Origin of the sequence: Erwinia mallotivora (assembly GCF_000590885.1) — a bacterium.
In the GTDB taxonomy this organism is placed as follows: Bacteria; Pseudomonadota; Gammaproteobacteria; order Enterobacterales; family Enterobacteriaceae; genus Erwinia; species Erwinia mallotivora.
Genome location: NZ_JFHN01000010.1, coordinates 41,211 through 64,694 on the forward strand (window position 1 = coordinate 41,211; position 23,484 = coordinate 64,694).

Consider the following 23,484-nt stretch of genomic DNA (forward strand, 5'->3'; position numbering starts at 1 on the left):
GGAATCCGCTAATCGCCTCCGGTTGCGCACTCACTTCTCCCCAGGCCATAAACACCATATGACAGGGTTATCACTGTCGTCTGGTGGCGGCCAGAAATCTCTGTTCAGCCGCACTCCCCTACCATTGATATGTGCCCACATCCTCTTCTCATCCAGAATTCTGTAGAAAAAGAACTTCATCTCTCCGTTCTTTAGCACCCCATAAACACCTTTGTCAGAGCGACCACGGGTTAATTGCGATACGACAGAATCCCAGACCGACTGCCATGTCGTATGGGCATGGGTGCCTTCACGCTGAAAAAAATGATAACTCTGTTGAAAACTACCGCCTGGCGGGGAGGTTTTTTTCAGTTCAGCTATTTTGCCAGTTTGATAATCCAGTTTGACCAGTCTTCCTTCAGGATCTTTGGCAATCACCACTGAATGACCACTTTTCAGCGGAAACCCCTGCTCCCGGTTTTCGCTTTCAGTCCGTATCCAGATCAGACCGAGTGCTTCCTTTTCTCCCAGTTCCATAATCAGGTAATCATATACTTCCTGCCAAAGCTGTTCTGTTGTGCAACTTTTATTGGCTGATGCGTTTGTAATAACTGGCTGGATCTCCATGCTTTTAAATAAATCAGCGATTTCATGAAAACTGGCACCATCCTGCTGCATTATTTCTGTTATCTCCACCATCTCTTTAACGCTTTGATTGGTTAGTGCCGCAGAAGTACAGAAGCAACAATTACCTTCCAGCCTGTCCGGATTAAGATCCTCAGACAGCGCAGAAAAATCATCAAACAGATTATTCCCCATGCCGTAAATATTACTGAAATTCGCCCTCAATGGCCGGGTATGGTGAGAATGCATGAATTCAGTAACCAACTCTTGTAGCTGGGGGTTGGTGTAGAGTGAAAGAGCAGCCGCTGAAGTCTGAAAATCAATTGAGAAACGACCGATTCCCTCGTTGGGATGAGTCGAATTTGACGTGCCGGATGCAATTTTATCTGACCCTGCTCCCGTGTTTGATGGAATAAAGAGTTTTTCATTAATCACTACTCTTGCAAACACTTCCGGCTCTGGCTCCTGGCTATTATTTTCTGTATGAACACTGACACGCTTCTTAACTTCAGATTCTGACTTATCAGACAAATCAACGTTTAATTCTGCTGATTGGGCGTCTCGCTTGTGGTTTTCCGTGGATGATAAAGGTATTTCAGGGCGGGGCTTCGCAGCATCATCGGTTGTATTCACCACTTTCTTAATATTATTACTAAGATTATTGCGCACGGGTAATTCATTAACAGGACTGGTGCATTTATCCGTTACAACAGGGGGTGTTTCACGTGGCCTCACTGGCAACATTAAAATCTCCTGAATTAATTTTACTTATTTAATACCTTATTAAAATTATTGAGCAAAAATCATTAAAACCCAGTAAATAACAATACCAGAATTTAAACACAGAATAACGATTGTGATTTATTTAAGGCGAGTGGGCTACGCAGTCAATTGTACTTAATTAAATTAAATGACGATTAAATAATACTATTCAAAAAAACAGCACGGTGAATCGCGCACCAGAAGGTGCGCGCCTCTCTCTACGCTTCTTTCTCTATCAGCAATGCCTCCAGCAGGTCGAGCTCGTGCTGTATCTTTTGCATGGTCTCGTTACTGATCTTCTGCGTCGCACGCAGATGATAGAGTTCTCCGCGCTCCGCCCGCAGGGCAGTCAGCCGGAAACGACGCTCCAGGTTCTCCGCGTAAAGCGCCTGCTCCAGATCCTCTTTACCTTCCACCCGTCGACGCAGGTTACCAATCACCCGCGAGCTGATCTCTTTCACCAGTTCAGGGTCAATATTCTCCTCGGTGTCGGCAATCAAACGCTCTTCCATTTTGTGCAGGCTGTCGATGGCGATACCGGCCATTACGGCGCGGGCCATCTGCGTTTCGTGACGATGAGCGGTTTTATCCATGCCTTCCACGCCACGCAGCAACAGCGGTAGTATCACCACGCCAACCAGCAAAGAGAAAAGAATCACCCCTGTCGCCAGGAAGACCAACTCATAACGCGCCGGGAATCCCTCACCGGTCGGCAGAAACAACGGAACAGAGAGCACACCGGCCAGGGTGATTGCGCCACGTACACCGGCGAACGAGGCGATCAACAGTTCGCGTAATGAATAACTGGTGAACTCCATCGGGTGTTTTTTCAACAACCGCTGGCTTATCAATCGCATGGTCCACAACCAGGCAAAACGCACCAGCATCAGGGCGGCGTAAACCATCACGACCGACAACACCAGCATCCAGAAATCCACATTCGGATCGGCGTTTGCCTCGGTGACGGAGTTTTGCAGAATGTCGGGTAATTGCAGACCCAGCATCAGGAACACCATGCCGTTAAAGACAAATTCCAGCATCTGCCAGACGCTGTTAGCACGCAGGCGCATTGCCAGCGGAGCCTGACGAATAATGCCCGAACGGGTGATGGTCATCCCGGCGGCCACCGCTGCCAGAATGCCTGAAAAACCAATATGTTCCGCAATCAGATAGGATGCAAACGGCAGCAGCAACAGCAGTACAGTCTGCGTGGCAGGATCATCACCGCTCCAGCGGCTGAACAGGCGCAGCGAGCGGCCATACAGCCAACAGATAACGATCCCGGCCACCAGACCGCCAACCGCTACCTTCACGAACTCCAGCGAGGCACCGGAAACGGTAAACACCATCGTCCCCATCGCCACCGCCACGGCAAATTTCAGTGAAACCAGACCTGATGCGTCATTCATCAACGCCTCACCCTGTAAAATCGCCTTAATCTTTTTGGGGATACGCCCTTCACCTACGATACCGGAAAGCGCCACGGCATCGGTGGGTGACAGCACCGCCGCCAGGGCAAAAGCAGGCAGTAGCGGGATACCCGGCACCAGCCAGTAAATCAGATAGCCGATTCCGACCACGGTTATCAACACCAGCACCAGCGCAAGGCCAATAATTTCCCGGCCATGCCGCAGGAACTCACTGGTCGGCGTTTTCCAGCCATCAGCGAATAGCAGCGGAGGGATAAACAGCACCAGAAACAGCTCAGGATCAAAATCCACGTGCAGTCCAAAGGTAGGCCAGGCAAGGAGTGCACCTAACACAATCTGTACCAGTGGCAGTGGAATTTGAAAGGGGATGATGCGGGCCGCGACGCCAGACAGCGATACCATCAGCGTCAGTATCAGGATAGTAAAGAATATTTCCATGTTGTCCTTAAAAAAGCTCTTCCAGTGTGTGCCACAATCCTGCCTGGGGCAGGCGCAGAGGAATAGTAAAACAAAAATATAAGCCGTTTAAAAACAGGATGTGCGCTGATGCGGAGAAAAAAGAGGAAAATGACAGAGAACAGAGGCCGGGTGCCCGGCCTCTGGAAGAAGAGTTAAATCGCCCAGCCTCCCGCGTAGAAGGCCACCAGCGCCACGGCAATCACCACGGTGCCCAGGTTAAGCTTGCGCCATTCTCCGGCGAAAATACGGCCGATCACCAGCGAACCAAACCCCAACATAATGCCGGTCACAATGTTACAGGTCAGAACGATAAACACCGCAGCCAGCAGGCCGGACATCGCATCGACAAAATCACTGAAGTCAATTTTCGACACATTGCTCAGCATCAGTAAACCCACATACATCAATGCGGGGGCTGTGGCATAGGCCGGAACCAGGTAAGCAAGCGGAGAAAGGAACAGGATCAGCAGAAATAACACGCCAACCACGATAGCCGTCAGACCGGTTTTGCCACCGGCTGCCGTACCCGCCGCCGACTCGATGTACACCGCTGCCGGTGCGCCGCCTACCAGGCCAGAAAACACGCTGCTCAGCGAATCCGTGGTCAGGGCTTTGCCGCCATTGATAATCTGCCCTTCTTTGTCCAACAGATTTGCCTGGCCCGCTACCGCACGAATGGTGCCGGTGGCATCAAATACGGCAGTCATCACCAGCGCCAGTACACTCGGCAGTACCGCAGGTTTCAGCGCGCCGAGAATATCCAGGCTGAATACCAGTGAATGACCCTGAGCATCTGACAGGGACGGCATGGCAAACAGCCCCTGATATTTCACCGTTGGATCAAAACACAGGCCAGCAACCGAGATGACAATGATTGTCAGCAGGATGCCGCCCGGCACGCGCAGTTTCTCCAGGCCAAAAATAACCGCCAGCCCAAGCAGCGACATCAGTACCGGAAAAGAAGCAAAATTACCCAGCGCCACAGGCAGGCCGGGTGCCGGATTTTTTACCACCAGCCCCACACCATCAGCGGCAATCAGTAGCAGAAACAGGCCAATACCCACGCCAGTTCCGTGCGCCACGCCCATCGGCAGGTTGCGTAAAATCCATGCGCGAATACCGGTGGCGGAAATAAGGGTAAACAGCACCCCCATCAGAAAGACCGCGCCGAGCGCCACAGGCACGCTGATGTGTTGTCCCAGTACCAGGCTGAAGGCGGTAAAGGCCGTCAGTGAGATCGCACAACCAATCGCCATCGGCAGGTTGGCCCACAGCCCGATAATTAAAGAACCAAAACCTGCCACCAGACAGGTGGAAACAAACACGGCGGTTGGCGGGAAGCCCGCTTTGCCCAGCATTGAGGGCACTACAATCACCGAATAGACCATCGCGAGGAAGGTGGTCAGACCCGCTACCACCTCCTGACGAACGGAACTGCCACGTGCAGAAATAGAAAACCAGGTATCCAGCGAACCGCCGGCCTGAGAAGAAGGAGTAGACATTGAGAAATTCCCCTGAGATTTCTTATCATTTATGGAAAGGCAAACGATTATCCTGCCTTTATCAATGCACTTTCAACTCCTGACCGTGCATAAGTTAATGTCAGCACGCTGGCTCTTAACAGAAAAGACTCTACCCATCCCGCAAAGCGTATCCTAATAGCACTTTCTTATGGACACAGGGGCACCTGGCAGGATGAAAGTCTGATGCTACGGGAAATCAGTCCAGATGAACTTCGCCGCCCTTCTGCACTGCACGTTGCCAGGCGGCACGCTGTTTAACTTTGCCCAGCCACGCCTGAATAGCCGAGGAATCAGCCGCACCACCACGACTACTGAGCGCCTGCAATGGAAAACTCATCTGCACATCAGCAATACTGAACCGCGATCCGGCAAACCACTCATGGCCCGCCAGATGTTGCTCAATAAAATCACGGTGGGTGGCAAGCTGCTTATCCAGATAGCCCTTGCCGACTCCTTTAGCAAATGCGTTGCCTATCGGGCGCATCAGCCAGGGCACCGGCGGCTTACCCAGCCGACTGAAGATCAATTTCATCACCAGCAGCGGCATCAGCGAACCTTCGGCATAGTGCAGCCAGTAACGAGACTGCAAACGGGCATCCTCATCATAAAGTGTCAGTCGGTTTTCGCTGTCGTATCGTTCCTGAAGGTATTCAAGGATAGCCCCGGATTCCGCGATAGTGCGGTTACCGTCAGTAATCACCGGGGATTTGCCCAGCGGGTGCACTTTTTTCAATGCTTCCGGGGCCAGCATGGTGCTTTCTCGCTGGTAAAGTTTGATTTGCCAGGGCAACTCCAGTTCCTCAAGCATCCACAAAACACGCTGTGAACGGGAGTTATTCAGATGATGAACAGTGATCATAACCGGTCCTTGTGTGAAACGAAGAACCCTCAGTATAGACGTCGCTAGTCGCTGGCAGGCTCCAGCAGGATCGCCCCGGTCCCGCGCGCGCTCAACTGGTCATCAGGATTGCGCAGCGGACAATCGGCCATAGACAGGCAACCACAGCCAATGCAGCCGTCAAGATCGTCACGCAGGCGGGTCAGCGTATTGATGCGATCGTCCAGCTCTTCGCGCCATTTTGCCGACAGCACCGCCCACTCTTTTGGTGACATGCGCTTACTCACTGGAAACTGCATCAGATGCTCGCCAATGGTTGCCAGCGGAATACCAATACGCTGAGCGATTTTAATAATCGCCACCCGCCGGAGCACGTCGCGGTTGTAGCGCCGTTGATTACCGCCGTTACGGAAGCTGCTGATTAATCCTTTGCTTTCATAAAAATGCAATGCCGAAACCGCCACCCCACAACGCCGGGCCACATCTCCGGGGGTCAGCTCACGTTTGTTCAGAGAGTGAAGATTTTTTTTCATCTTTACGCTTTACCTCAAGTTAACTTGAGGAATTATACTCAGCAGCCATTACGAAGGCGAAAGAAAGTTACCCATTATCCAATGACCAACAGGCCAGTCGTCAGAAACCAGGGAGAACACAACGTATGCATGATCAAATCATCAACACGCTCACCAACTGGATCGACAGTAATCTGGATAAAACACTGTCTATCGATAAGGTGGCGGAAAAATCCGGCTATTCGAAATGGCATCTGCAACGTATGTTTCGCACCGTAACCCGGCAGACGCTGGGGGGCTATATTCGCGAACGTCGTCTGACCCTGGCCGCAGAAGCCTTACGCCAGACCCAACGTCCGGTTTTCGACATCGCCATGCAGTATGGTTACGATTCACAGCAGACCTTCTGCCGTGTTTTTCGGCGGCAGTTTTCTCTGACGCCCACCGCCTATCGCCACACCATGCGTCGCCGCACTGTTACCCACTGAGCAGCCCCACCCCGCACGGGGCTGACATTTCCGGCGTAAAAAACCACCTGATTACGCCTTAAAAGTGTTCAGTTTTTGAAAATGGCTGATATAATGTGACCTTCGTCACACTTCTTTGACTGACTGGTCAGTTCAGGTGAAAAGCATTCCTGGCAACTTTCTTACCTGAATTGTGATGAAAATTCACTGTCAGGCCTGATTTGTCGCGGAGTTTGCAAAAGAAATGGGTACCCTAACCGCCAGCCTGGTGTTAATGAGATGGGAACTGTTAAGTGCAGTAATGATGTTTCTGGCCAGCACCTTCAACGTGAAATGCCGTCAGGCAAGCCATAACGGTATGGCTTTTGTTTTCACCGGCGTGGGCATCGGTATGTCCTGCTGGTTCGTCACCGGCCTGCTGGGTATCACGCTGAGCATGGAAAATCTGCTCAATTTCTGGCACATCACTAAAGATGTCTTTGTGGATGTGATGAGCCACACCCCTACTGACTACCCAATGCCGTAAAAATTTCCCGCCGCGCTCTGAAGAGGGCGGCGGCAAGACTGACCGGTGATTAAACTTTCTTCAGCATCACCGGCAATGCAGTAACAAGGCTGCCCGAGTTTTGCGCTTTGCGGTCCTGCTCCCACATGTTGCCCATCATTTCGTTCAGCCCCTGATCCAGGCCAGTCACCAGACCTGCGCCCGGCGTGAAAGTCAGTTCGCCAAAATAGATTTGTCCTTCATTGATATACCAGTCAACCCGGACATAATCGAAGTCCGCCGCCAGCTTTTTACTCAATTCCAGCGCTTTTTCCAGCGAGGGCATCTCGCTACTGGTATCAAACCCGGTATCGCGAATTTTGTAAAAGCAGGTCTTGAGGTTATTTACATAAAAGCTCATTGACAAAGGGGCCGCGCCAACACGGTTATAGATAACCTGCAAAACATACTCAAAATGACCATTTTTCTTATTAAACATGTGGAATTTATAATCCACTGCGGCGAATTTACCGTCGCCGACATATTGTTCAACCAGGATGCGTGGCTTGATATAGCGATAATGGATTTCGCGCGCTTCCAGAGAAAAATCACGGCTTAACCACTCTTCGCATTGCTTAATCAGCAATTGCTTTTTTATACAGTCCGGCTCCTCAAGCACAATTTCGACCATTCCGGAGCCATGATTCGGTTTGATGACGGTATTCTTTAATGACTTCAGCTCCAGCAACGTAATCGGTTGCGATGTTTCATGTATCATAGGAATCAGATACTTGTCACCAATCGTTTTTGCTATGTAATCTCTCACTAAAATTTTATCTGAAAGAATGCCATAACGAACATGATCACCCGTAACAAATTTACGATGCAGTATTTTTTCGTTAAATAATTTCGGCTGATATATATTTGGCAACCTCTTAAATTTACGAAAATAATTAATTCTGTCCTGATAAACCCACGGCATTTTCTTAAAAATATACGAGATGCTTTTTCTCAATTGTGTTTTGAGTTTTAACATTTTTGCCTCAGTTTGTATGTTTTGTAGTTGAGTGAGGAAAGCTGTATTTTAAGAATGACGCCATTCTTAAAGAAATAATTCATTACGGTCAGAGACAAAATCTCAGTAATGAGCACGCTCCAGGCTGCTCCTGTTAATCCCCAATGCTGAATGAAGTACCAGTTGGTCACCACGCTTATCATTACCAGCAAAATAATTTTTATCAGCAGATAATTGAACCCACCTTCTTTCACCATATAGCGATAAGCGACGGTGCCCATTGCCGAAAAACAGGTTGCCAGTGACAACAGCGTAACCAGATTGCCGGACGCGGAGTAATCATGCCCGTACAGGGAACGAATCAGATGCTCCCCTGACAATGCCACCAGCAGAAGCATCAGTAATGATACCGCCATAACATAGCCATTCAGCCTGGCGGCCAGCTGTATCGCAACCTCCTTACGCTCCCTGAAAATTTCAGCAAAGCTGGAAGTAATAAGGGCCACCGGGATAAATATCCACGAGGCAGAAATCGTATTTGCAGCGGTGAACAGCCCTAACTGATGGGCAGAACCGACGCCGACCAGGAAAAACTGCGCCAGCCTGACCTGAACGGAGATAAACACGCTGGAAATCGCCAACGGCAATCCGGCGTGCAGCAGATAGCGCAGATAGTTACGCTGCTTCCGCTTTGGTGGCGAGCTGATGCTGTTGGTCTGATAAAACAGAGTGCGCTTAATCAGGTACGGTACCAGCGTGACCGACACGACAGAGAGAGACAACCACAATGGGCTGAGCCTCAGCCAGGCAATGGTAAAGCTGATAGCAAAGCTCAGTATCATTCCCGTTGCGTTAGCAAGGGTATTCATGCGCGATTCCAGTCGTGCATTGTTATAGACGCTGAAAATATCCTGAGTGACAAAAATGGCAGACAGGAAAGATGCCACGGTGAAAATCAAAAAATTTTCCCGCATCATTAACCAGACATAAATTAATACCGGCACGGACAGTAATAATAACAATGTTATACGTAGCTGCTTAGCAACAGCCATCAGGCGCGTCCCCCGATTTACACTCTTACTGATACTTTTAAACAGAATGGTTTCCGTGCCGAATATAGCAATTGTCTGAATAATAGAAAAAAGCGAGGCAGAAAATGCTATTTGTCCGAATACAGATGGCCCAAATGATTTAGCCACATAGGACGTTACAAATATCACACCGAAAACTGAAACCACTTTTTCAGACATCATCCAGGCGGCGTTTGAGACAACACTGTATTTCATTGGAGCATCCTTTGTCGTACTTAACTTAATGCCAAACTGCGTACATCCTTGTCTGGAAGAGACAAAAAACCACGTCAGACACCCGAAAAAAAAGGAATCTGAAAATAAGATTACAAAAAAACCAGACCGCTCTTATTTTTAGTTTTTATTGCTGCCATCCGCTCCGTTCAGGAATATTCCGATCTCAGCCGGACTTAATTCAAGTGAAGCATATTTAAAACACCTGACTAATAAATAGCAGAGACACAGGAACTATCCTGGGGATTATTCTTAATTACGTTCAGCCAATGCCTGACGACGTGAAAAGAATTTATAACAAAAAACGAAATATCGAAAGTCAACTGGCACCATGACAAATAAAACAGGAGAAATCCCATGATGATATTTCTTCATAATACCTTAACGTAAAGCATTCAATTCAAATCGCGCACTTAACGAGACTGAACTAATTTATGGATTATTTAGATCCATTAATTAATGAAATCGTTCTCATCACATTATAGTTAAGAAAGGTAATAGCATTTATGAGAAAGTCACGATATACCGAAGAGCAAATCACCAGTGCTATTAAAGCATCGGAATGCGGCGTTAAAGTGAAAGAGATTTGTGAAGAACTGGGGATTTCTGAAGCCACCTTTTACAGCTGGAAAAAGAAGTATTCTGGCCTTTTCTCAGAGGAAGGCAGGAAAATCAAAGACCTGGAGGATAAAGTTCACACGATGGAGCGTGAGCTGCAAACCCTGTCCTCAGATAAGGAAATGCTGCAAAGCGTGATGAAAAACTTCTTTACTACCAATGAGAAACGTCAGGCAGTTAATTTTCTACAGGAAACTTTTGAGATCGGCACCCGACGCAGCTGCCGGTTGATGGATATTAGTCGCAGTGTTTATCACTATCCTTATAACTTAGAAAATCATTAATTGCGGCTGGCAAAAATGTCTTCTTTGAAAGTATGAATTTTAAATATTCTGGTTATTGTTCTTAAGTTTAGTGCCTTTTTTGAACGACATATTTTCTGTATTGTTAATCATTAAACTCAACGTCCATCCGGGCGCCACATCCGTCGCACGTCAAATTTAACCTGCAACATCAGTAGAATAGAAGCACATCTCTCTCAGTAGCTGAGAGAGATGTGCTTATTACTACATTAGCATCACTGACGATTATCAACGATTATGTCTCTTCTGGTGCCAGATAAGATAATCTGTTTCCTGCTATGTCTACGAACTCTGCTGTGCCCTGCGCGCTCTCATGGCGAGAATATACGTATTTACAGCCATAACGTCAGGAAAGGCGATGCCCCTCTGACCACTGACCGAAGATAAACTCAGTAAAAACACTTAACGTTTGATTCATTATCCAGCAATAACTAAACAATGATGACTCTTTTATCCCTCTGTGGTTAATGTGTCTGGAAAGGTAGTGACCATTATTAACCAGAGCGAGACTAAAGAAATTTGAGTTAATGATGGCTCACAGGGACGAAGACAGTCTGGTTAATTCTGCGGGAGGAAATGAGTAGAACAAATTGACTGTCCCGGAAAAGCAAAGAATAGGATTAGCGATTATTCTGATAGCGGAACAATTGTTCCTTGTGGCAGGCAAACCATGAATGCCACGCCAAAGAAACTGATATCGTAATTGTGCAAAAATGAGGCAAACGTCACAAATTTTCGCCAGGAAAAGTTCCGTTCTTTGTTTATATCCCGGCGAGAAGAGTGCCTGATTCATTTAACGTCAGCGATTTTTCGAACCAGTGGTTGCGGTTTGATTCGCGTGGCCAGCACCACCCCAACGACCAGGCAGCCAATACCAACACTGGTCAGCAGTCCAGGCCAGCTGTGACGTAATATAAAGGTATAAGCCAGACCGGCGAGTATCTCGAAAACAATCAGCGGACCCACCAGAACCGTTGGCAGCCGCTGGCTGGCTTCATTCCAGCACAGCGCTCCCAGCCAGGAACAGAACAGGCCAATAGCCAGCATCAATGCCAGAAATATTGCCGGTCGTGGGCCAAGCGGCAGGGGAAAATCAGGACGACTGAAGTGCAGCTGCATATTCACCAGCAGATACCCCATCACTGCCAGGGGTAAGGTGGCGATCCCCTGGGCAGTAGCCCAGGTGGTGGCTTTGCTGCCCGGATGTTCACGCAGCCAGCGGGCGTTACGCAGGGGATACCATGTCCAGCAAACCATTGCCGCCAGCGCCAGCAGGATGCCGCTGAGATAACGCAGCAAATCGTTTTGCTGCCCCATTGCCTGCCATTCCGCCACGTTGACCAACCCCAGTCCGGCAGCGATCAGCACCAATACGGGAACTAACTTCAGCCAGGGTAACCGGCCATCCTCACCGCCATACAGCAGATTCGCGCTGATGGAGATCACGACCGGCAGCGTGCCAATAATCATGGTGGATACCGGTGCGCCAGTGCGCTGGATGGCACTGGCCAGGCAGGTGTAATAAAGAAGGTTGCCGACCAGCGCCAGCTTCAGGGCTTCAATCCAGTCGCTGCGAGCCAGCCGTTTCAGGCGGTGGCGATCGCGCCAGGCAAGCGGCAGCGCAATCACGCCAAAAGCAACATAGCGCCCGACAGATTGCAACGCGCCGGGATAGTCCGGCACCAGCAGCGGGCCAACGAAGATCAGTCCCCACATCAGCCCGGCTGCCAGGGCAAAAAGTACACCTGCTAACATCATCGTCCTGCCTGTCTCAGTTCAGAATAGTTTTCAGCCCAGACCTCATATCATGATGACATTTCCGGTGAAAAATCATCACAACATAATGACACTGCGCAATATTCCCACCCCGAAAACAACATAATAATTTGCCTTTAGTTGCACTAACTTAAACACCTCATCAACCATTTATAAAGACAGCTAACGACAAATTTATCATTTATCTGATGTTGAAGATTGGGGTGTTTCACTGGGCTTTTGACCCCTGGAATACTTAACATGTCTGACACCACTTTTTTACCTCATCCGGAGAGCAGTCTCACATTCTTCTTATCCCTTGTTTCGGGCAGGCTCAAGCCAGGTAAACTGTGGTATGACCGTGAATATCGTGTTAAGTATCTGATGCGTTCGCTGATTTGGCCCGCCCAGACGCATCGTCTGGTCAATGCCATTACCGCCGAGCCGGTGATGCGCAGTATTCTCTCCGTCCAGCACACCTTACCCAGTAAGATTCACCGCCCTTATCTCTATGGGGGTATGCCGGTGATGCAACGCGTGCAGGCCGTCATCGATCATTATGATTTCATTAAAAATCTGTCGTCGCCGCGCCTCAGGGAGGCGATGCTGACGGCGCAAGGCGTTGAGTTGTTGCAGTTCGACGGTAAAAATGGCGAGCACTTCAGCATTACGCTGGCCTGCACCGGTCGCTGTGAACGTGAAGGAGAAGTTAATCTGTTCGTCAGCGTCGATGGCGAGAAGCTGGCGATGCTGACCTTTGCCGTTGTGTGTCAGAACGGAAACCCGGTGGTGGTGATCGGCGGTATTCAGGGGGCACACAGAGATACCCCACATGAACGTATTCGCGAAGCGACCAAAGCCTGTTATGGCCTGTTCCCCAAACGGTTGCTGATGGAAACACTGCTGTTATTTTGTCAGGCAACCGGCGTAGTGCAAATCCAGGCGGTCAGTGATCACGGACATATTTTCCGTAGCCTGCGTTATCGTCTGAAGAAAAAGAGCCTGTTTCACGCCAGCTATAACGAGTTCTGGGAGTCACTCCATGCCGTACCGCTGTCAGCTCAGCTCTATGCCATCCCAATGACATTTCCGCGCAAGCCGCTGGACGAGGTGGTCAGCAAGAAGCGTTCGGAATACCGTAAACGTTATGAACTGCTGGACAGGCTCAGCCAACAGTTTGTCGGGCGGCTTTGAGTGCCGCGCGACTTATTTATTCTCTTTAACCACATCATCAATCCGCCAGCCATGACGATCCCGGTGCAGAGTGACCAGCAACAGTTGCTGATCGCTGGGATCGTTGCCGAGAATGACATCCCCTGACGCAGTATCGCCATCAATGGTGAAACGACTGACGCTGACGTGATCAATCCAGGCATCGCTGTAATCCTGATCCTGCAAAAAATAGTCATCTTCCATGCCATCAGGACTTTTGATCAGCACGTTGATTTTTTGCAACAACCGGGGCGTGACGTAGTCGTTCAGTAACGGATCGTGCTCATCTATTGGGCTTTCATCTTTATTCAGTGCAGCAAGATACCAACTGTAGAAATTTTTGCTGGTAGTCTGAGGATCGCTATTTTCCGCCGCACTGGCGTACAACGCACACAGCGCCAGGCCCAGCGCCAGTAACCATTTTTTCATTCTTACCATCTCTTCCCGATTCATGCTTTCAGTAACTACCCCGTTGCATCCATGCTGCTGTAACAGGACCCCCGCTAATTTACCCTTTCGCACTATTTTTTGAGCGGATTTCTGCAATTTATTTAGTAAATTTTTATCCTGGCGTGTCGGACAGCCAGCGACAGATACATCTGGTAAGAGAAGCGGGTTGTTCCAGCGGCAGCATATGCCCTGAATCATCAATGATTTCCAGCGTGGCATCAGGAATAAGTCGATACATTACTTGCGACTCCTCCAGGCTGCGCATCCTGTCCCCGGCAGCCGCGATCACCAGCGTCGGACAAGAGATCTGGTTTAACAGATGTGTATCGCTGTGACGGTCCATCAGTAACTGACGGCAATATGCCTCTTTTCCCATCCGCAGACTCATCTGCCGGATTTGCGTCTGCAACCCGGGATCACTGGCATGGTCTGCACTCAGTGACAACGCGATAGCCTTTTGTCCAGGGCCATGAAAAGCCCCCTGGCTGCCCGACAGTGATTTTGCAGTGGCGACTTTGACAGCACGGGTTTGTGGGCTGTCCTGCTGGCTGGACGTGGCAATCAGGATCAAACGCTGCACCCGCTCGGGAGCCTGTCGAATCATCTCTCGGGCCACAAATCCGCCCATTGAGAATCCGACCAGCGTAAAACGTTCAGGAGCCTGAGAAAGGCACCTCGCCGCCATCTCCTCCAGCGAAGCGTCGCGGGATAAATCACCATAAATCAACGGCCCGTATCCTGCCAGGTCGGCTACCATCTCCTGCCACAGCCCGGCATCACACATTACGCCAGGCAATAAAACCATCCCCGCCATCTTATTCTGCCCTGTATAAGCCAGCGGTGATGATAACAGTCCTGCAACAATTTTTTCAGCGGATTCGTCTGACGTTGCTTTACTGGCTGGCTACGATCTGAGGAAAGTGACGTTCTGTTTCGCCCGCTCATCTACCTGAAGCGAGAACACATCAGGGCGCGAGTAGTGTCCGGAAACATCAAAATCATAACGCGCACGGACCAGCTCAGCGCTGTCGATTTGCACCACCAGCAGACCGCTAACGCCAGTCATCGGCCCCGCCAGCACCTCGCCCAGCGGCCCGACGATCATACTGTTGCCATTAATTAATGCGCGCTGTGGCTCCCAGCCCGCCACCTCAATGCCCAGTTCGGCCGGAGAAGGCTGAACCTGGCAGGCGGTGATCACAAAACAGCGCCCTTCGTGCGCAATGTGCCGCATCGAAGCCCGCCAGACATCGCGTTCATCAACGGTGGGCGCACACCATATTTCCACTCCTTTGGCATACATGGCTGCGCGTAGCAGTGGCATATGGTTTTCCCAGCAAATAGCACTGCCCGCTTTACCCGCTGCGGTTTGCACCACCGGCAGCGTCGAGCCGTCGCCCTGCCCCCAGATCAGACGCTCGGTCCCGGTCGGCATCAGCTTGCGATGCTTCGCCACCAGTCCCGCCTGCGGAGAGAAAAACAGCGAACTGCAATAGAGCGTGCTGCCGTCACGTTCGATGACGCCGATAACCAAATCGGCACCACTGCGTGCAGAAAAAGCCGCCAGCTCGTCACACTCCGGGCCAGGAACGTCAATGGCATTGGCGTAATAATCAGCAAATGCGTCGCGCCCCTCCGGCAGTCGGAACCCCAGCCATGTACCAAAATTACTGCCTTTCGGGTAGCCCCCCAGCAACGCTTCCGGCATCACCACCAGGCTGATGTTCTGACGGCGGATCTCATCTTCATAACTCAGGATCTCCGCCAGGGTGGCGGCTTTTCCGGCAGGATGCGACCCCATCTGTAATGCGGCAACAACGGATAGCGACATGATGATTCTCCTGTGATTTTTTCACCATGCTGAGATAGATTGAGTCATCAATCAATCATCCCGGGACGCTAAGTGATATGAATAAAATTGATATCAGCAGACTGGATCTGAACCTGCTGAAAGTGTTTGAAGCCCTGTATGAGGAAGGCGGCGCGGGCAGGGCCGCAGTGCGTCTGGGACTGACGCAATCTGCGGTCAGCGCGGCGCTGGGAAGATTACGTCTGGTCTGGCATGACCGCCTGTTTGAACGCACCGGACGGGGCCTGCGCCCGACCGCCAGGGCCAGCGAACTGAAGCAGCCCATTTCTGACATTCTCAATCAGTGCCGCCTGACGCTGTCAGCCTTTTCTGCTGAAACATCCGGCTGGCAGGGACGCACGGTGATTCTGGCCCTGTCAGATGATTTTGAACTTGCCTGGGGCAGTGCGATCATCGCCGCTGTTCGCCAGCAAATGCCGGGATTACGCATTCAGTTCAGGCAAACTTATGCGCAATTGGTGGAGGAGATGCTGATACTGCGCCAGGCCGATCTTGCGATAACTTCCGGCGGAATCAAATCCCCTCTGCTGAGCCGACAACTGTCAGGAACCGGCCGTTACCGCTGCCTGCTGGCCGGTAAGCCTGACGGCCCTTTTGAACTGGCCGAGTTCCTTGCCAGACCGCATATTCTGGTCTCTTCCGGCGGCTTCATCGGTATTGTCGACGAGAAACTGGCAGAGCTGGCGCTGACCCGCCATGTCATTGCCTCGACCACGCATTTTGCGGCCTTGCCCTGGATGATTGGCGAGACAGACGCCATCGCCACCCTGCCCGCCCATGCCGCAGAGGCGCTGGCAGAGAAAACCGCCCTGACGGTGGTGGACTGCCCTCTTGCTTTGCCGACGTTTTCCGTGGAGCTGGCCATGCGCCTGGATAACCAGCGCGATCCGGCGGTGAACGGCGTCCGAAATCTGCTGACCGCGCTGCTGACATAATATCGAGCCCTTGAAGAGTCCTTACCGTTAAGCGATGTGCCTCGCAGAATTGAATTATCTGCGCCTGTATCGTCAGGAGTGGTCGCAATATAATCATTTACACAACGGAAAAGAACTTATGGACAAGATCTTTCTGGCCACACTGCTGGCCGCTCAGGCCGGGATGGCCTCAGCCGCAACATCCCAATCCCCCTCGCAGCCCACAACAGATAACGTTTTTACCAAAGAGAAACAGATAACGGTCATCGCATCCCCTGATTGTTGCACAGAGGCAGACAATCAGGCCGGTGCGGGTTTTGTCACTGAGGATATCAGCGTCGGCCCTGTGGGTAATCTGCCCTGGATTGAGGCTCCGTGGTCTGCCAACAGCATTACCAGTGAGATGCTGACCAATCAGCAGGATAACAGCGTCAGTGAATTACTCAGGTATGCGCCCGCCAGCCAGATGCAGGCGCGGGGCGGCATGGATGTTGGCCGACCACAAAGTCGTGGTATGCAGGGCAGCGTAGTGGCTAACAGCCGTCTCGACGGACTGAATATTGTCGCCACCACGGCGTTTCCGGTAGAGATGCTGGCGCGGCTTGATGTGCTTAACAGCCTGACCGGCGCGCTGTACGGGCCTGCCAGCCCGGCCGGACAGTTTAATTTTACCGCCAAACGTGCTGGCGCAGAGACGCTGAACCGCATCACCGTAGGCTATCAAAGCCGCAACAGCTGGCAGGGCCATGCAGACTTTGCCGGGCATATTGATAGCGTAGGTTATCGTCTGAACCTGCTGAATGAAGATGGCGAAGGGAGTGTGGCTGACAGCACGCGGCGTCGCAAACTGGCCGCCCTCGCGCTGGACTGGAATATTCAGCCGGGGACGCAGCTCCAGCTGGATGTCAGCCACTATCAGTTTATCAAGAAAGGCATGACGGGTAGCTTCAGCTACGGCGACACTATCCCGTTGCCCGCCGCACCCGACAGTAAAAACAAAAACTACACCCTGCCCACCAGCGGTAGCGTGCTGACCACCGATACCGTCAGCACCCACCTGCTCCACTATTTTAATGACAGCTGGTCAGTGACGGCTGGCGTGGGATATCAGCAGGCGGACAGAGCGATGCGCTCGGTTTCCAGCACGCTGAGCGACAGCAATGGTACGCTGTCGCGCTCCCTGAGTGATTCAGCCGCAGCCGGTCGCTTTCGGGTGCTGAGCAACATGCTTACGCTGAATGGGCATCTGCAAACGGGCAGCCTGACGCATGATCTGGCCCTCGCCACCAGTGGATATATCTGGTCCATCTACGCGGCGAAAGGGGCCAGTCAACGTTACAACCTGGGTGAAACGTCCTTCTTTGACCCCGCGCCATTACAGGAACCGGCAGCAGGTCGCATTATCAGACAGGGCGCACGTTATAAATCCAGCGAGAACAGCCAGCAGAGCCTGACCGTGGGCGACACCCTCAGATTTACCCCGCAGTGGTCAGCGATGATCTATCTCAGCCACAGCTGGCTGTCCACCCGCAACTACAACCGGCAGGGCCAGAAGACCAAAGAAATCAATGATAATGGTTTCAGTCCGATGGCCGCGCTGCTTTACAAAATCACCCCTTCCGTCATGGCTTACATCAGCTATGCGGATTCACTGGAACAGGGTGGCACCGCGCCGACCGGACAAAACATTGTTAATGAGGGACAAACGCTTAACCCCTATCGCAGCAGGCAATACGAAACCGGACTGAAAAGCGAATTTAACGACATGAAGCTGGGGGCAGCGCTGTTCTGGTTGCAACGCCCGTTCGCTTATGTCGATCCCGCTGATAATCGCTACAAAGAACAGGGCGAACAGCGCAACAGAGGCGTGGAGCTCACCGCCAGTGGCAATGTCTGGCAACAGCTGAATATCTACAGCGGCATCACCTTCCTCGACCCGAGGCTGAAAAATACCCTGTATGACAGCACCCGCAATAAACGGGTGGTTGGCGTGGCAAAAATACAGGCTAATGTCCTGCTGGAATACAGCCTGCCCGCTCTGCCCGCCTGGGTGTACAGTGCCAACCTTCACTACACCGGTAAACGAGCGGCGAACCAGGTCAATACTTACTGGACAGCCAGCTACGCCACCCTGGATCTGGGTGCACGCTATACCACCAGGCTGAATAACCTGCCCACCACCTTTCGGCTGAGCGTCAAAAACATCAGCAATAAACATTACTGGGCTTCTCTGTTTCCTTCGGACAGCGACGGCAACGGCGGCTCCGCCAGCGCATTCGCCGGGGCGGGCAGGGAAATCCGCGCCACCGTAACCGTTGATTTCTGAATAGCAGGAGCACCCGATGATTATTCTGCAACACCTGAGATATGCGCTGATGGCGGGAGTGATGTTGTTCTGCGGCTTTGCGCTGGCAGGCAGCGAAAACCACAGCGAAATACGCGTTGCCACGCCGTGGCCTGCGCAAAGCACCATTATTGCCATGCTGGGCTACAGCCGGAATATCGTTGGCACCTCGGCGGTGGCACAACGCATTCCTCTTTTTCGTCAGATCTATCCCGACATTATCCAGGTCCCGGTGGTTAGCGTGACCAGTGCGCACGAGATCCACCCTGAGCAGGTGATTGCCCTGCGGGCACAACTGCTGATTATTCCGCAAAACATGCATCTCTCCCAGGCCGGGGTGCTGGCCCGCGCCAGTATCAAAACGCTGGCGCTGCCGGCCAACTCTCTGACGGCGCTACGTCAGCGGGTTACCCTGACCGCTCAGGCGCTGGGGCCGGATGCACAAGCGCAGGACAGGCGTTATCAGGCTTACTTTGACCGTAATCTCAACCTTGTCAGGCAACGGCTGCGTCATTTGCCTGACACAGAGCGGGTGAAGGTTTATCACAGCATGGGCAGCCCGCTCATCACCAGTGGCCGCCCTTCACTTAATCAGGACTGGATGGATGTGGCGGGTGCGGAAAACGAGGCAGAAAGCTGGTTTCCGGCGAAAAAAAACGGTGCAGGAGAAGTGCCGCTGGAGAAAATAGTGGCGGCTAATCCACAGGTGATCGTGGCGATGAACGCCAGGGATGCCGCCGCCATCAGAGAGAACCCGGCATGGCAGGGAACCTTAGCGGTACAGCATCAGCGTGTTTATACCAATCCGCAGGGATTATTCTGGTGGTGCCGGGAAACCAGCGAAAGCGCGTTGCAAATTCTCTGGCTGGCAAAAACACTTTATCCACAGCACTTTGCTGATATTGATATGGTGCAGGAGACCAGAGCGTTTTATCGCCGTTTTTTTGCGGTCACGCTCAGTACAGCGCAGATTGAAAAAATACTGCATCCTGAATAAATTCGTTTTCTGGCTCATGAAAAAATATCAATATTTCTTGATTGTGACCTGAAAAATTCGATAATGAGGCACGGTATAAAGAGATGTAATTATCGTCCGGAAAATAAAATGAATTCTAAAAGAAAAATAGGTGAATCACAGGTTATCGATTTTTTCTCTGCGGTATTAAGGGATAAATTCAATGACAGATATAAAAAAAACGAACCCATCAGCATCGGAAATTTCTCTGGCTCGCAGGACAGAAAATTTGCTGATTTTTTTGCCGGAACCACCTCTTCCAATATCCTGATTGAATTCAAAGAGTTCGAAAACGATTATACAAAAGAGTGGGATAAACCGCTTCGTCAGACGCTTTGCCAGATTATCGATGCTGATACGGCGCAGTTTTCCCGTCGTTGTCATTTTATCGCCTGGCGGGAATCAGGCCCCGAGGTACAAGTCAGTATCGCGCCCTATATTGATAAAGTCTGCCCTCAATACAACACCATCCCACCGTTACAGGCTTTTAATAATATACCGCACAAAGATTTCATTAATGATTTCCTTGATGACAAAAAGGGCATAACGCCTGAAGAATTTAAAGATTACGTTAAATATATGGATGACATTGCGGGCGGAAAACAGGCCGGAGAAAATGTCCCGTTCAAATCTATTCTTTACAGTTATCAAGACGAGGAAATGGTTGCTACTTATTTTAAAAATCCCGGTGAATTAAGAAGCCTGATTACCCAACTCTTTCCAGAAAGAAAAATGAAAAGAAAAATTTAATCAGCCGCAGTCTGGAAAGCGTTGCAGCAGACTTTTTTTCGATGAATATACCCCGCTTTTCTGCCTCAGGCATCAGGCGGGCAATAACCGGTCAGCAGAGCCGTATCTTTGTCATATAAACCCGGCAGTATGGCATCACACTGACGCCTCAGGACTGCACCCCCTGGTAAATTTAACGGCCGGGTACATACTACAGGCAGGCAGAAACCCAATCAGGAGAGACACATGCGTCTGGCTTCATTCAATGTAGAAAACCTCTTCGATCGTGCGAGGGCCATGAACCAGGGGGAGTGGCAGTCAGGTAAACCGACTCTGGAAAAGTTTGCCCGGCTCAATCAACTGCTGGGTGAAACAACCTACACGGCGACGATCAAAAAAGAGATGGTCTCTCTGATGAATGATCTGGGCCTGCAAAAATCGGATACCGGCCCCTTTGTGATCCTGCGGCGTAACCGCGGCAAACTGCTGACCCGGCAGAAAGAGGGGGCGGGCATCAGCATTGTTGCCGACGGACGTGCTGACTGGGTAGGTTCTCTGGAACTGCGTCGCGCTCCGGTTGATGAAGTGGCGATGGGCCTGACCGCTCAGGTAATGGTGGATTTACATGCCGACCTGCTGACCGTGGTGGAGGCGGAAAACCGGCCCGCACTGCTGGCATTTAATAACGAGATGTTGCCCGCGCGTAACGGTCAACCTTTTGAGCACGTTATGGTTATCGATGGCAATGACGAGCGGGGAATCGACGTCGGTCTGATGACCGCTGCGTCTTTCCCTGTTGATACCATGCGCAGTCATGTGGATGACAAAGATAAAGCTGGCGCGCTGATCTTCTCCCGCGATTGTCCTGAATTTGCCATTCCACTTCCCGGTGGAGAAACGTTGCTGGTGATAGTGAATCACCTGAAAAGTAAAGGCTACGGCGGTAAAAGCAGTTCAGACAGCCGCCGCCGCGCTCAGGCGGAACGCGTAAAAGCGATCTACCAGCAACGCATTCAGGAGGGCATTACGCTTATCGCCATCAGCGGCGATTTTAATGATACGCCGGACAGCGAACCGCTGGCACCCCTGCTTCGGGACACCGACCTGAAAGACGTTTTTACCCACCAACAGTTCGACAATGGCGGATATCCCGGTACATGGGGGAGTTGTACTGCTGCCGGTAAAATCGACTACATTCTGCTCTCGCCTGCGCTGTGGCAGAAAGTGGAAAAAGGCGGCGTCTGGCGTAAAGGGATGTGGCCCGGTGTACGTCCGGTGAAATGGGAAACCTATCCGGAGCTGAAAAAACCGGTCAATGCCGCATCCGATCATGCTGCTGTATGGGTTGATTTAGCGCTCTGAATGGTTTTCGGGGAAATAAGGCATTGCCTTACCAGGTTATAATCACCAGGCACGAATCAATGGCTTCAGAACAAAAGACAGCGCCTCACGCTATGGTTACGCCAACCCGCTGGCCTGAAGTGAATCCCTGGTTTTTAACATCAATGAAGAAGCGCTTCCGGGCTGCCTGGACACCGAGCTGACGCCGGATATCGGTGAATATTATCGTGGTATTCTGCACGACGACGAAAAGATTCTGGTCACAAATAAAATGAGCATCGCCATTAAAATCTTCAGATACGGCGGACAGGATAGCCTCAGGTCATTTATAGTTGAAAAACGACGCTGGCGATTTTTTGACCGCCCCGTGGTATTGCCTGCACCCGGCTGGAATTAGCCAATATTTATCTGTCCACGTTTCTCAACCAGTACCACAGAAAACCGTTCGTTTTTACCCGCCTAACGCAGAGGTTTACAAACAGGGAGTGGCAGGTAATTTTGCTGCTCTTTCGCGGTGTCAGGTGCAATGCCATGCGTGGAATACTGAGCATCAGCGCATCAACACGGCGTAACAGGCTGATTCGTTGCTGCAACAAAGCCGGGGTAGTGAATACCGCAGCCCTTCTCCAACTCTGTTGGCAAAACGGATAGGATAACTATATTCCACCCTGTTTTCTGCAAAAAGGGCATGTTTCACTGTCATGATTTGATGAAACCTTCCGTTTCGAAGGGCCAGTAATGGAGTCGTAGCCAGAAATAAATGGTTCAAAAATCATTTGGCAGCTATGTTTTTAATCTGAAATTACTTATTCCTCGGTCCAGTTGAGCCTTATATCTTAATGACGTAAGAAGTCAGCCTGTAAGCTCCCAGAAGGACTAATAGTGAGATAAAAACATTATTAATCCCTACTGGGATTTTGACTAAGCTCCAGGTCATACCCAGTGGCTCCAATACGCTCGACCAGATGAACAGGGTAATTAATGGAGCAATAATTATTTTTTTAAGAATGCTGAATTTTCTATTTTCCCAACTGATGTTTTTTTCCACTTTTAACCTCATCAAAAAGATAATTTCTCTTTTTTTATTTATCTATTGATCATCCAAATGAAGCATCGTTATCGGAAGAAAATTTATTGCAGGTTAATCCTGTAGCAATGGCTACCAAATGACTGACGTCTACGGATGTGATCGCATGCATTGCTGATAACAGGCTCGTCCGGCAGGAATACCTCAACAGCATGTATCCCGAATAAATAATCCACAACACGGGTGGGTAATCTGTCCGACAGACTGTGGATAAGAGAGACTGGGAAGGTCAGAACAGGCACAACACATTCTGCTCTTTGTTCAATCTTTCCCTTCTTAACTTAGCGGCGGTCTTTTGAAAGACCGCCGTACACATTTACCAGTGGCACTGTCCGTTAGCGCTGTTTTCGCTGGCGTCGCCGCCCAGAGAGCCTCCGCCATTGTTACCGCTTCCGCATTCAGGAGCGCTGGTATATGCACGAGCTGCACCGGCTGCCGCGCCTGCCAGCC

The 23,484-nt window shown here is 50.8% G+C and carries 20 protein-coding genes; 9 read left to right on the plus strand and 11 right to left on the minus strand.

What is annotated here, in order from left to right; genetic code table 11:
• Positions 1-30: 30 nt before the first annotated feature.
• From BG55_RS00275 to soxR, 5 genes are all read right to left on the minus strand, one after another.
• Positions 31-1,347, minus strand: a complete 1,317-nt coding sequence (locus BG55_RS00275; RefSeq protein ID WP_034932881.1) for a hypothetical protein — start codon at positions 1,345-1,347, stop codon at positions 31-33.
• Between the two features lie 236 nt (positions 1,348-1,583).
• Positions 1,584-3,233 (minus strand): Na+/H+ antiporter, encoded by a 1,650-nt coding sequence (locus BG55_RS00280; protein WP_034932882.1) that lies wholly within the window; start codon positions 3,231-3,233, stop codon positions 1,584-1,586.
• A 173-nt stretch (positions 3,234-3,406) separates the two neighbouring features.
• The gene (locus BG55_RS00285; RefSeq protein ID WP_034932885.1) at positions 3,407-4,756 is read right to left on the minus strand and encodes an NCS2 family permease; all 1,350 of its coding nucleotides are present in this window, start codon (positions 4,754-4,756) and stop codon (positions 3,407-3,409) included.
• Between the two features lie 217 nt (positions 4,757-4,973).
• The gene (locus BG55_RS00290; protein WP_034932891.1) at positions 4,974-5,636 is read right to left on the minus strand and encodes a glutathione S-transferase family protein; all 663 of its coding nucleotides are present in this window, start codon (positions 5,634-5,636) and stop codon (positions 4,974-4,976) included.
• 44 nt (positions 5,637-5,680) lie between these two features.
• Entirely contained in the window at positions 5,681-6,148 is a 468-nt protein-coding gene (gene soxR / locus BG55_RS00295) for a redox-sensitive transcriptional activator SoxR (RefSeq protein ID WP_034932892.1), read from the minus strand.
• Between the two features lie 125 nt (positions 6,149-6,273).
• On the opposite strand from soxR, the gene soxS reads away from it, so the two are divergent.
• Both soxS and BG55_RS00305 read left to right on the plus strand, forming a co-directional pair.
• Positions 6,274-6,615, plus strand: a complete 342-nt coding sequence (gene soxS / locus BG55_RS00300; RefSeq protein WP_052018627.1) for a superoxide response transcriptional regulator SoxS — start codon at positions 6,274-6,276, stop codon at positions 6,613-6,615.
• Between the two features lie 223 nt (positions 6,616-6,838).
• Positions 6,839-7,120, plus strand: a complete 282-nt coding sequence (locus BG55_RS00305) for a YjcB family protein (protein WP_034932894.1) — start codon at positions 6,839-6,841, stop codon at positions 7,118-7,120.
• 49 nt (positions 7,121-7,169) lie between these two features.
• On the opposite strand, the gene BG55_RS00310 is transcribed toward BG55_RS00305, so the two are convergent.
• Positions 7,170-8,114 carry an ATP-grasp fold amidoligase family protein gene (locus BG55_RS00310; protein WP_034932895.1) on the minus strand — a complete coding sequence of 315 codons (945 nt, stop codon included), beginning with the start codon at positions 8,112-8,114 and terminating at the stop codon, positions 7,170-7,172.
• Positions 8,108-9,379, minus strand: coding sequence for an MATE family efflux transporter (locus BG55_RS00315; RefSeq protein WP_034932896.1), 1,272 nt, complete (start codon positions 9,377-9,379; stop codon positions 8,108-8,110). The genes BG55_RS00310 and BG55_RS00315 overlap by 7 nt, the downstream gene beginning before the upstream one ends.
• A gap of 524 nt (positions 9,380-9,903) precedes the next feature.
• Between BG55_RS00315 and BG55_RS00320 the strand changes: the two genes are divergently transcribed.
• Entirely contained in the window at positions 9,904-10,299 is a 396-nt protein-coding gene (locus BG55_RS00320) for a transposase (RefSeq protein ID WP_034932897.1), read from the plus strand.
• 807 nt (positions 10,300-11,106) lie between these two features.
• On the opposite strand, the gene BG55_RS00325 is transcribed toward BG55_RS00320, so the two are convergent.
• The gene (locus BG55_RS00325; protein WP_034932917.1) at positions 11,107-12,072 is read right to left on the minus strand and encodes a DMT family transporter; all 966 of its coding nucleotides are present in this window, start codon (positions 12,070-12,072) and stop codon (positions 11,107-11,109) included.
• 261 nt (positions 12,073-12,333) lie between these two features.
• Here BG55_RS00325 and BG55_RS00330 point away from each other — a divergent pair, with 261 nt between their 5' ends.
• Positions 12,334-13,266: a VirK/YbjX family protein gene (locus BG55_RS00330; RefSeq protein ID WP_034932899.1), complete on the plus strand. Its 933-nt coding sequence runs from the start codon at positions 12,334-12,336 to the stop codon at positions 13,264-13,266.
• A gap of 12 nt (positions 13,267-13,278) precedes the next feature.
• On the opposite strand, the gene BG55_RS00335 is transcribed toward BG55_RS00330, so the two are convergent.
• From BG55_RS00335 to BG55_RS00345, 3 genes are all read right to left on the minus strand, one after another.
• The gene (locus tag BG55_RS00335) at positions 13,279-13,713 is read right to left on the minus strand and encodes a DUF3828 domain-containing protein (RefSeq protein ID WP_034932900.1); all 435 of its coding nucleotides are present in this window, start codon (positions 13,711-13,713) and stop codon (positions 13,279-13,281) included.
• Positions 13,714-13,846: 133 nt separating this feature from the next.
• Positions 13,847-14,539, minus strand: coding sequence for an alpha/beta fold hydrolase (locus BG55_RS00340; RefSeq protein WP_034932919.1), 693 nt, complete (start codon positions 14,537-14,539; stop codon positions 13,847-13,849).
• A 99-nt stretch (positions 14,540-14,638) separates the two neighbouring features.
• Positions 14,639-15,565, minus strand: coding sequence for a carbon-nitrogen hydrolase family protein (locus tag BG55_RS00345; protein WP_034932901.1), 927 nt, complete (start codon positions 15,563-15,565; stop codon positions 14,639-14,641).
• A gap of 77 nt (positions 15,566-15,642) precedes the next feature.
• Between BG55_RS00345 and BG55_RS00350 the strand changes: the two genes are divergently transcribed.
• From BG55_RS00350 to BG55_RS00370, 5 genes are all read left to right on the plus strand, one after another.
• On the plus strand, positions 15,643-16,539 hold the full coding sequence (locus BG55_RS00350) for a LysR family transcriptional regulator (RefSeq protein ID WP_034932902.1): 897 nt from the start codon (positions 15,643-15,645) through the stop codon (positions 16,537-16,539).
• A gap of 118 nt (positions 16,540-16,657) precedes the next feature.
• Positions 16,658-18,844, plus strand: a complete 2,187-nt coding sequence (locus tag BG55_RS00355; protein ID WP_034932903.1) for a TonB-dependent receptor — start codon at positions 16,658-16,660, stop codon at positions 18,842-18,844.
• Positions 18,845-18,860: 16 nt separating this feature from the next.
• Positions 18,861-19,859, plus strand: coding sequence for an ABC transporter substrate-binding protein (locus tag BG55_RS00360; RefSeq protein WP_034932904.1), 999 nt, complete (start codon positions 18,861-18,863; stop codon positions 19,857-19,859).
• Positions 19,860-19,967: 108 nt separating this feature from the next.
• Positions 19,968-20,627: a hypothetical protein gene (locus BG55_RS00365; protein ID WP_034932905.1), complete on the plus strand. Its 660-nt coding sequence runs from the start codon at positions 19,968-19,970 to the stop codon at positions 20,625-20,627.
• A gap of 225 nt (positions 20,628-20,852) precedes the next feature.
• Complete coding sequence (locus BG55_RS00370; RefSeq protein WP_034932906.1) at positions 20,853-21,968, plus strand: endonuclease/exonuclease/phosphatase family protein; 1,116 nt, start codon at positions 20,853-20,855, stop codon at positions 21,966-21,968.
• Positions 21,969-23,484: the final 1,516 nt, after the last annotated feature.

Bases quoted from the DNA above. Each gene is read 5' to 3' on its own strand.
- BG55_RS00275 (WP_034932881.1), bottom strand. From the start codon at position 1,347: ATGTTGCCAGTGAGGCCACGTGAAACACCCCCTGTTGTAACGGATAAA.
- BG55_RS00280 (WP_034932882.1), bottom strand. From the start codon at position 3,233: ATGGAAATATTCTTTACTATCCTGATACTGACGCTGATGGTATCGCTG.
- BG55_RS00285 (WP_034932885.1), bottom strand. From the start codon at position 4,756: ATGTCTACTCCTTCTTCTCAGGCCGGCGGTTCGCTGGATACCTGGTTT.
- BG55_RS00290 (WP_034932891.1), bottom strand. From the start codon at position 5,636: ATGATCACTGTTCATCATCTGAATAACTCCCGTTCACAGCGTGTTTTG.
- soxR (WP_034932892.1), bottom strand. From the start codon at position 6,148: ATGAAAAAAAATCTTCACTCTCTGAACAAACGTGAGCTGACCCCCGGA.
- soxS (WP_052018627.1), top strand. From the start codon at position 6,274: ATGCATGATCAAATCATCAACACGCTCACCAACTGGATCGACAGTAAT.
- BG55_RS00305 (WP_034932894.1), top strand. From the start codon at position 6,839: ATGGGTACCCTAACCGCCAGCCTGGTGTTAATGAGATGGGAACTGTTA.
- BG55_RS00310 (WP_034932895.1), bottom strand. From the start codon at position 8,114: ATGTTAAAACTCAAAACACAATTGAGAAAAAGCATCTCGTATATTTTT.
- BG55_RS00315 (WP_034932896.1), bottom strand. From the start codon at position 9,379: ATGAAATACAGTGTTGTCTCAAACGCCGCCTGGATGATGTCTGAAAAA.
- BG55_RS00320 (WP_034932897.1), top strand. From the start codon at position 9,904: ATGAGAAAGTCACGATATACCGAAGAGCAAATCACCAGTGCTATTAAA.
- BG55_RS00325 (WP_034932917.1), bottom strand. From the start codon at position 12,072: ATGTTAGCAGGTGTACTTTTTGCCCTGGCAGCCGGGCTGATGTGGGGA.
- BG55_RS00330 (WP_034932899.1), top strand. From the start codon at position 12,334: ATGTCTGACACCACTTTTTTACCTCATCCGGAGAGCAGTCTCACATTC.
- BG55_RS00335 (WP_034932900.1), bottom strand. From the start codon at position 13,713: ATGAAAAAATGGTTACTGGCGCTGGGCCTGGCGCTGTGTGCGTTGTAC.
- BG55_RS00340 (WP_034932919.1), bottom strand. From the start codon at position 14,539: ATGGTTTTATTGCCTGGCGTAATGTGTGATGCCGGGCTGTGGCAGGAG.
- BG55_RS00345 (WP_034932901.1), bottom strand. From the start codon at position 15,565: ATGTCGCTATCCGTTGTTGCCGCATTACAGATGGGGTCGCATCCTGCC.
- BG55_RS00350 (WP_034932902.1), top strand. From the start codon at position 15,643: ATGAATAAAATTGATATCAGCAGACTGGATCTGAACCTGCTGAAAGTG.
- BG55_RS00355 (WP_034932903.1), top strand. From the start codon at position 16,658: ATGGACAAGATCTTTCTGGCCACACTGCTGGCCGCTCAGGCCGGGATG.
- BG55_RS00360 (WP_034932904.1), top strand. From the start codon at position 18,861: ATGATTATTCTGCAACACCTGAGATATGCGCTGATGGCGGGAGTGATG.
- BG55_RS00365 (WP_034932905.1), top strand. From the start codon at position 19,968: ATGAATTCTAAAAGAAAAATAGGTGAATCACAGGTTATCGATTTTTTC.
- BG55_RS00370 (WP_034932906.1), top strand. From the start codon at position 20,853: ATGCGTCTGGCTTCATTCAATGTAGAAAACCTCTTCGATCGTGCGAGG.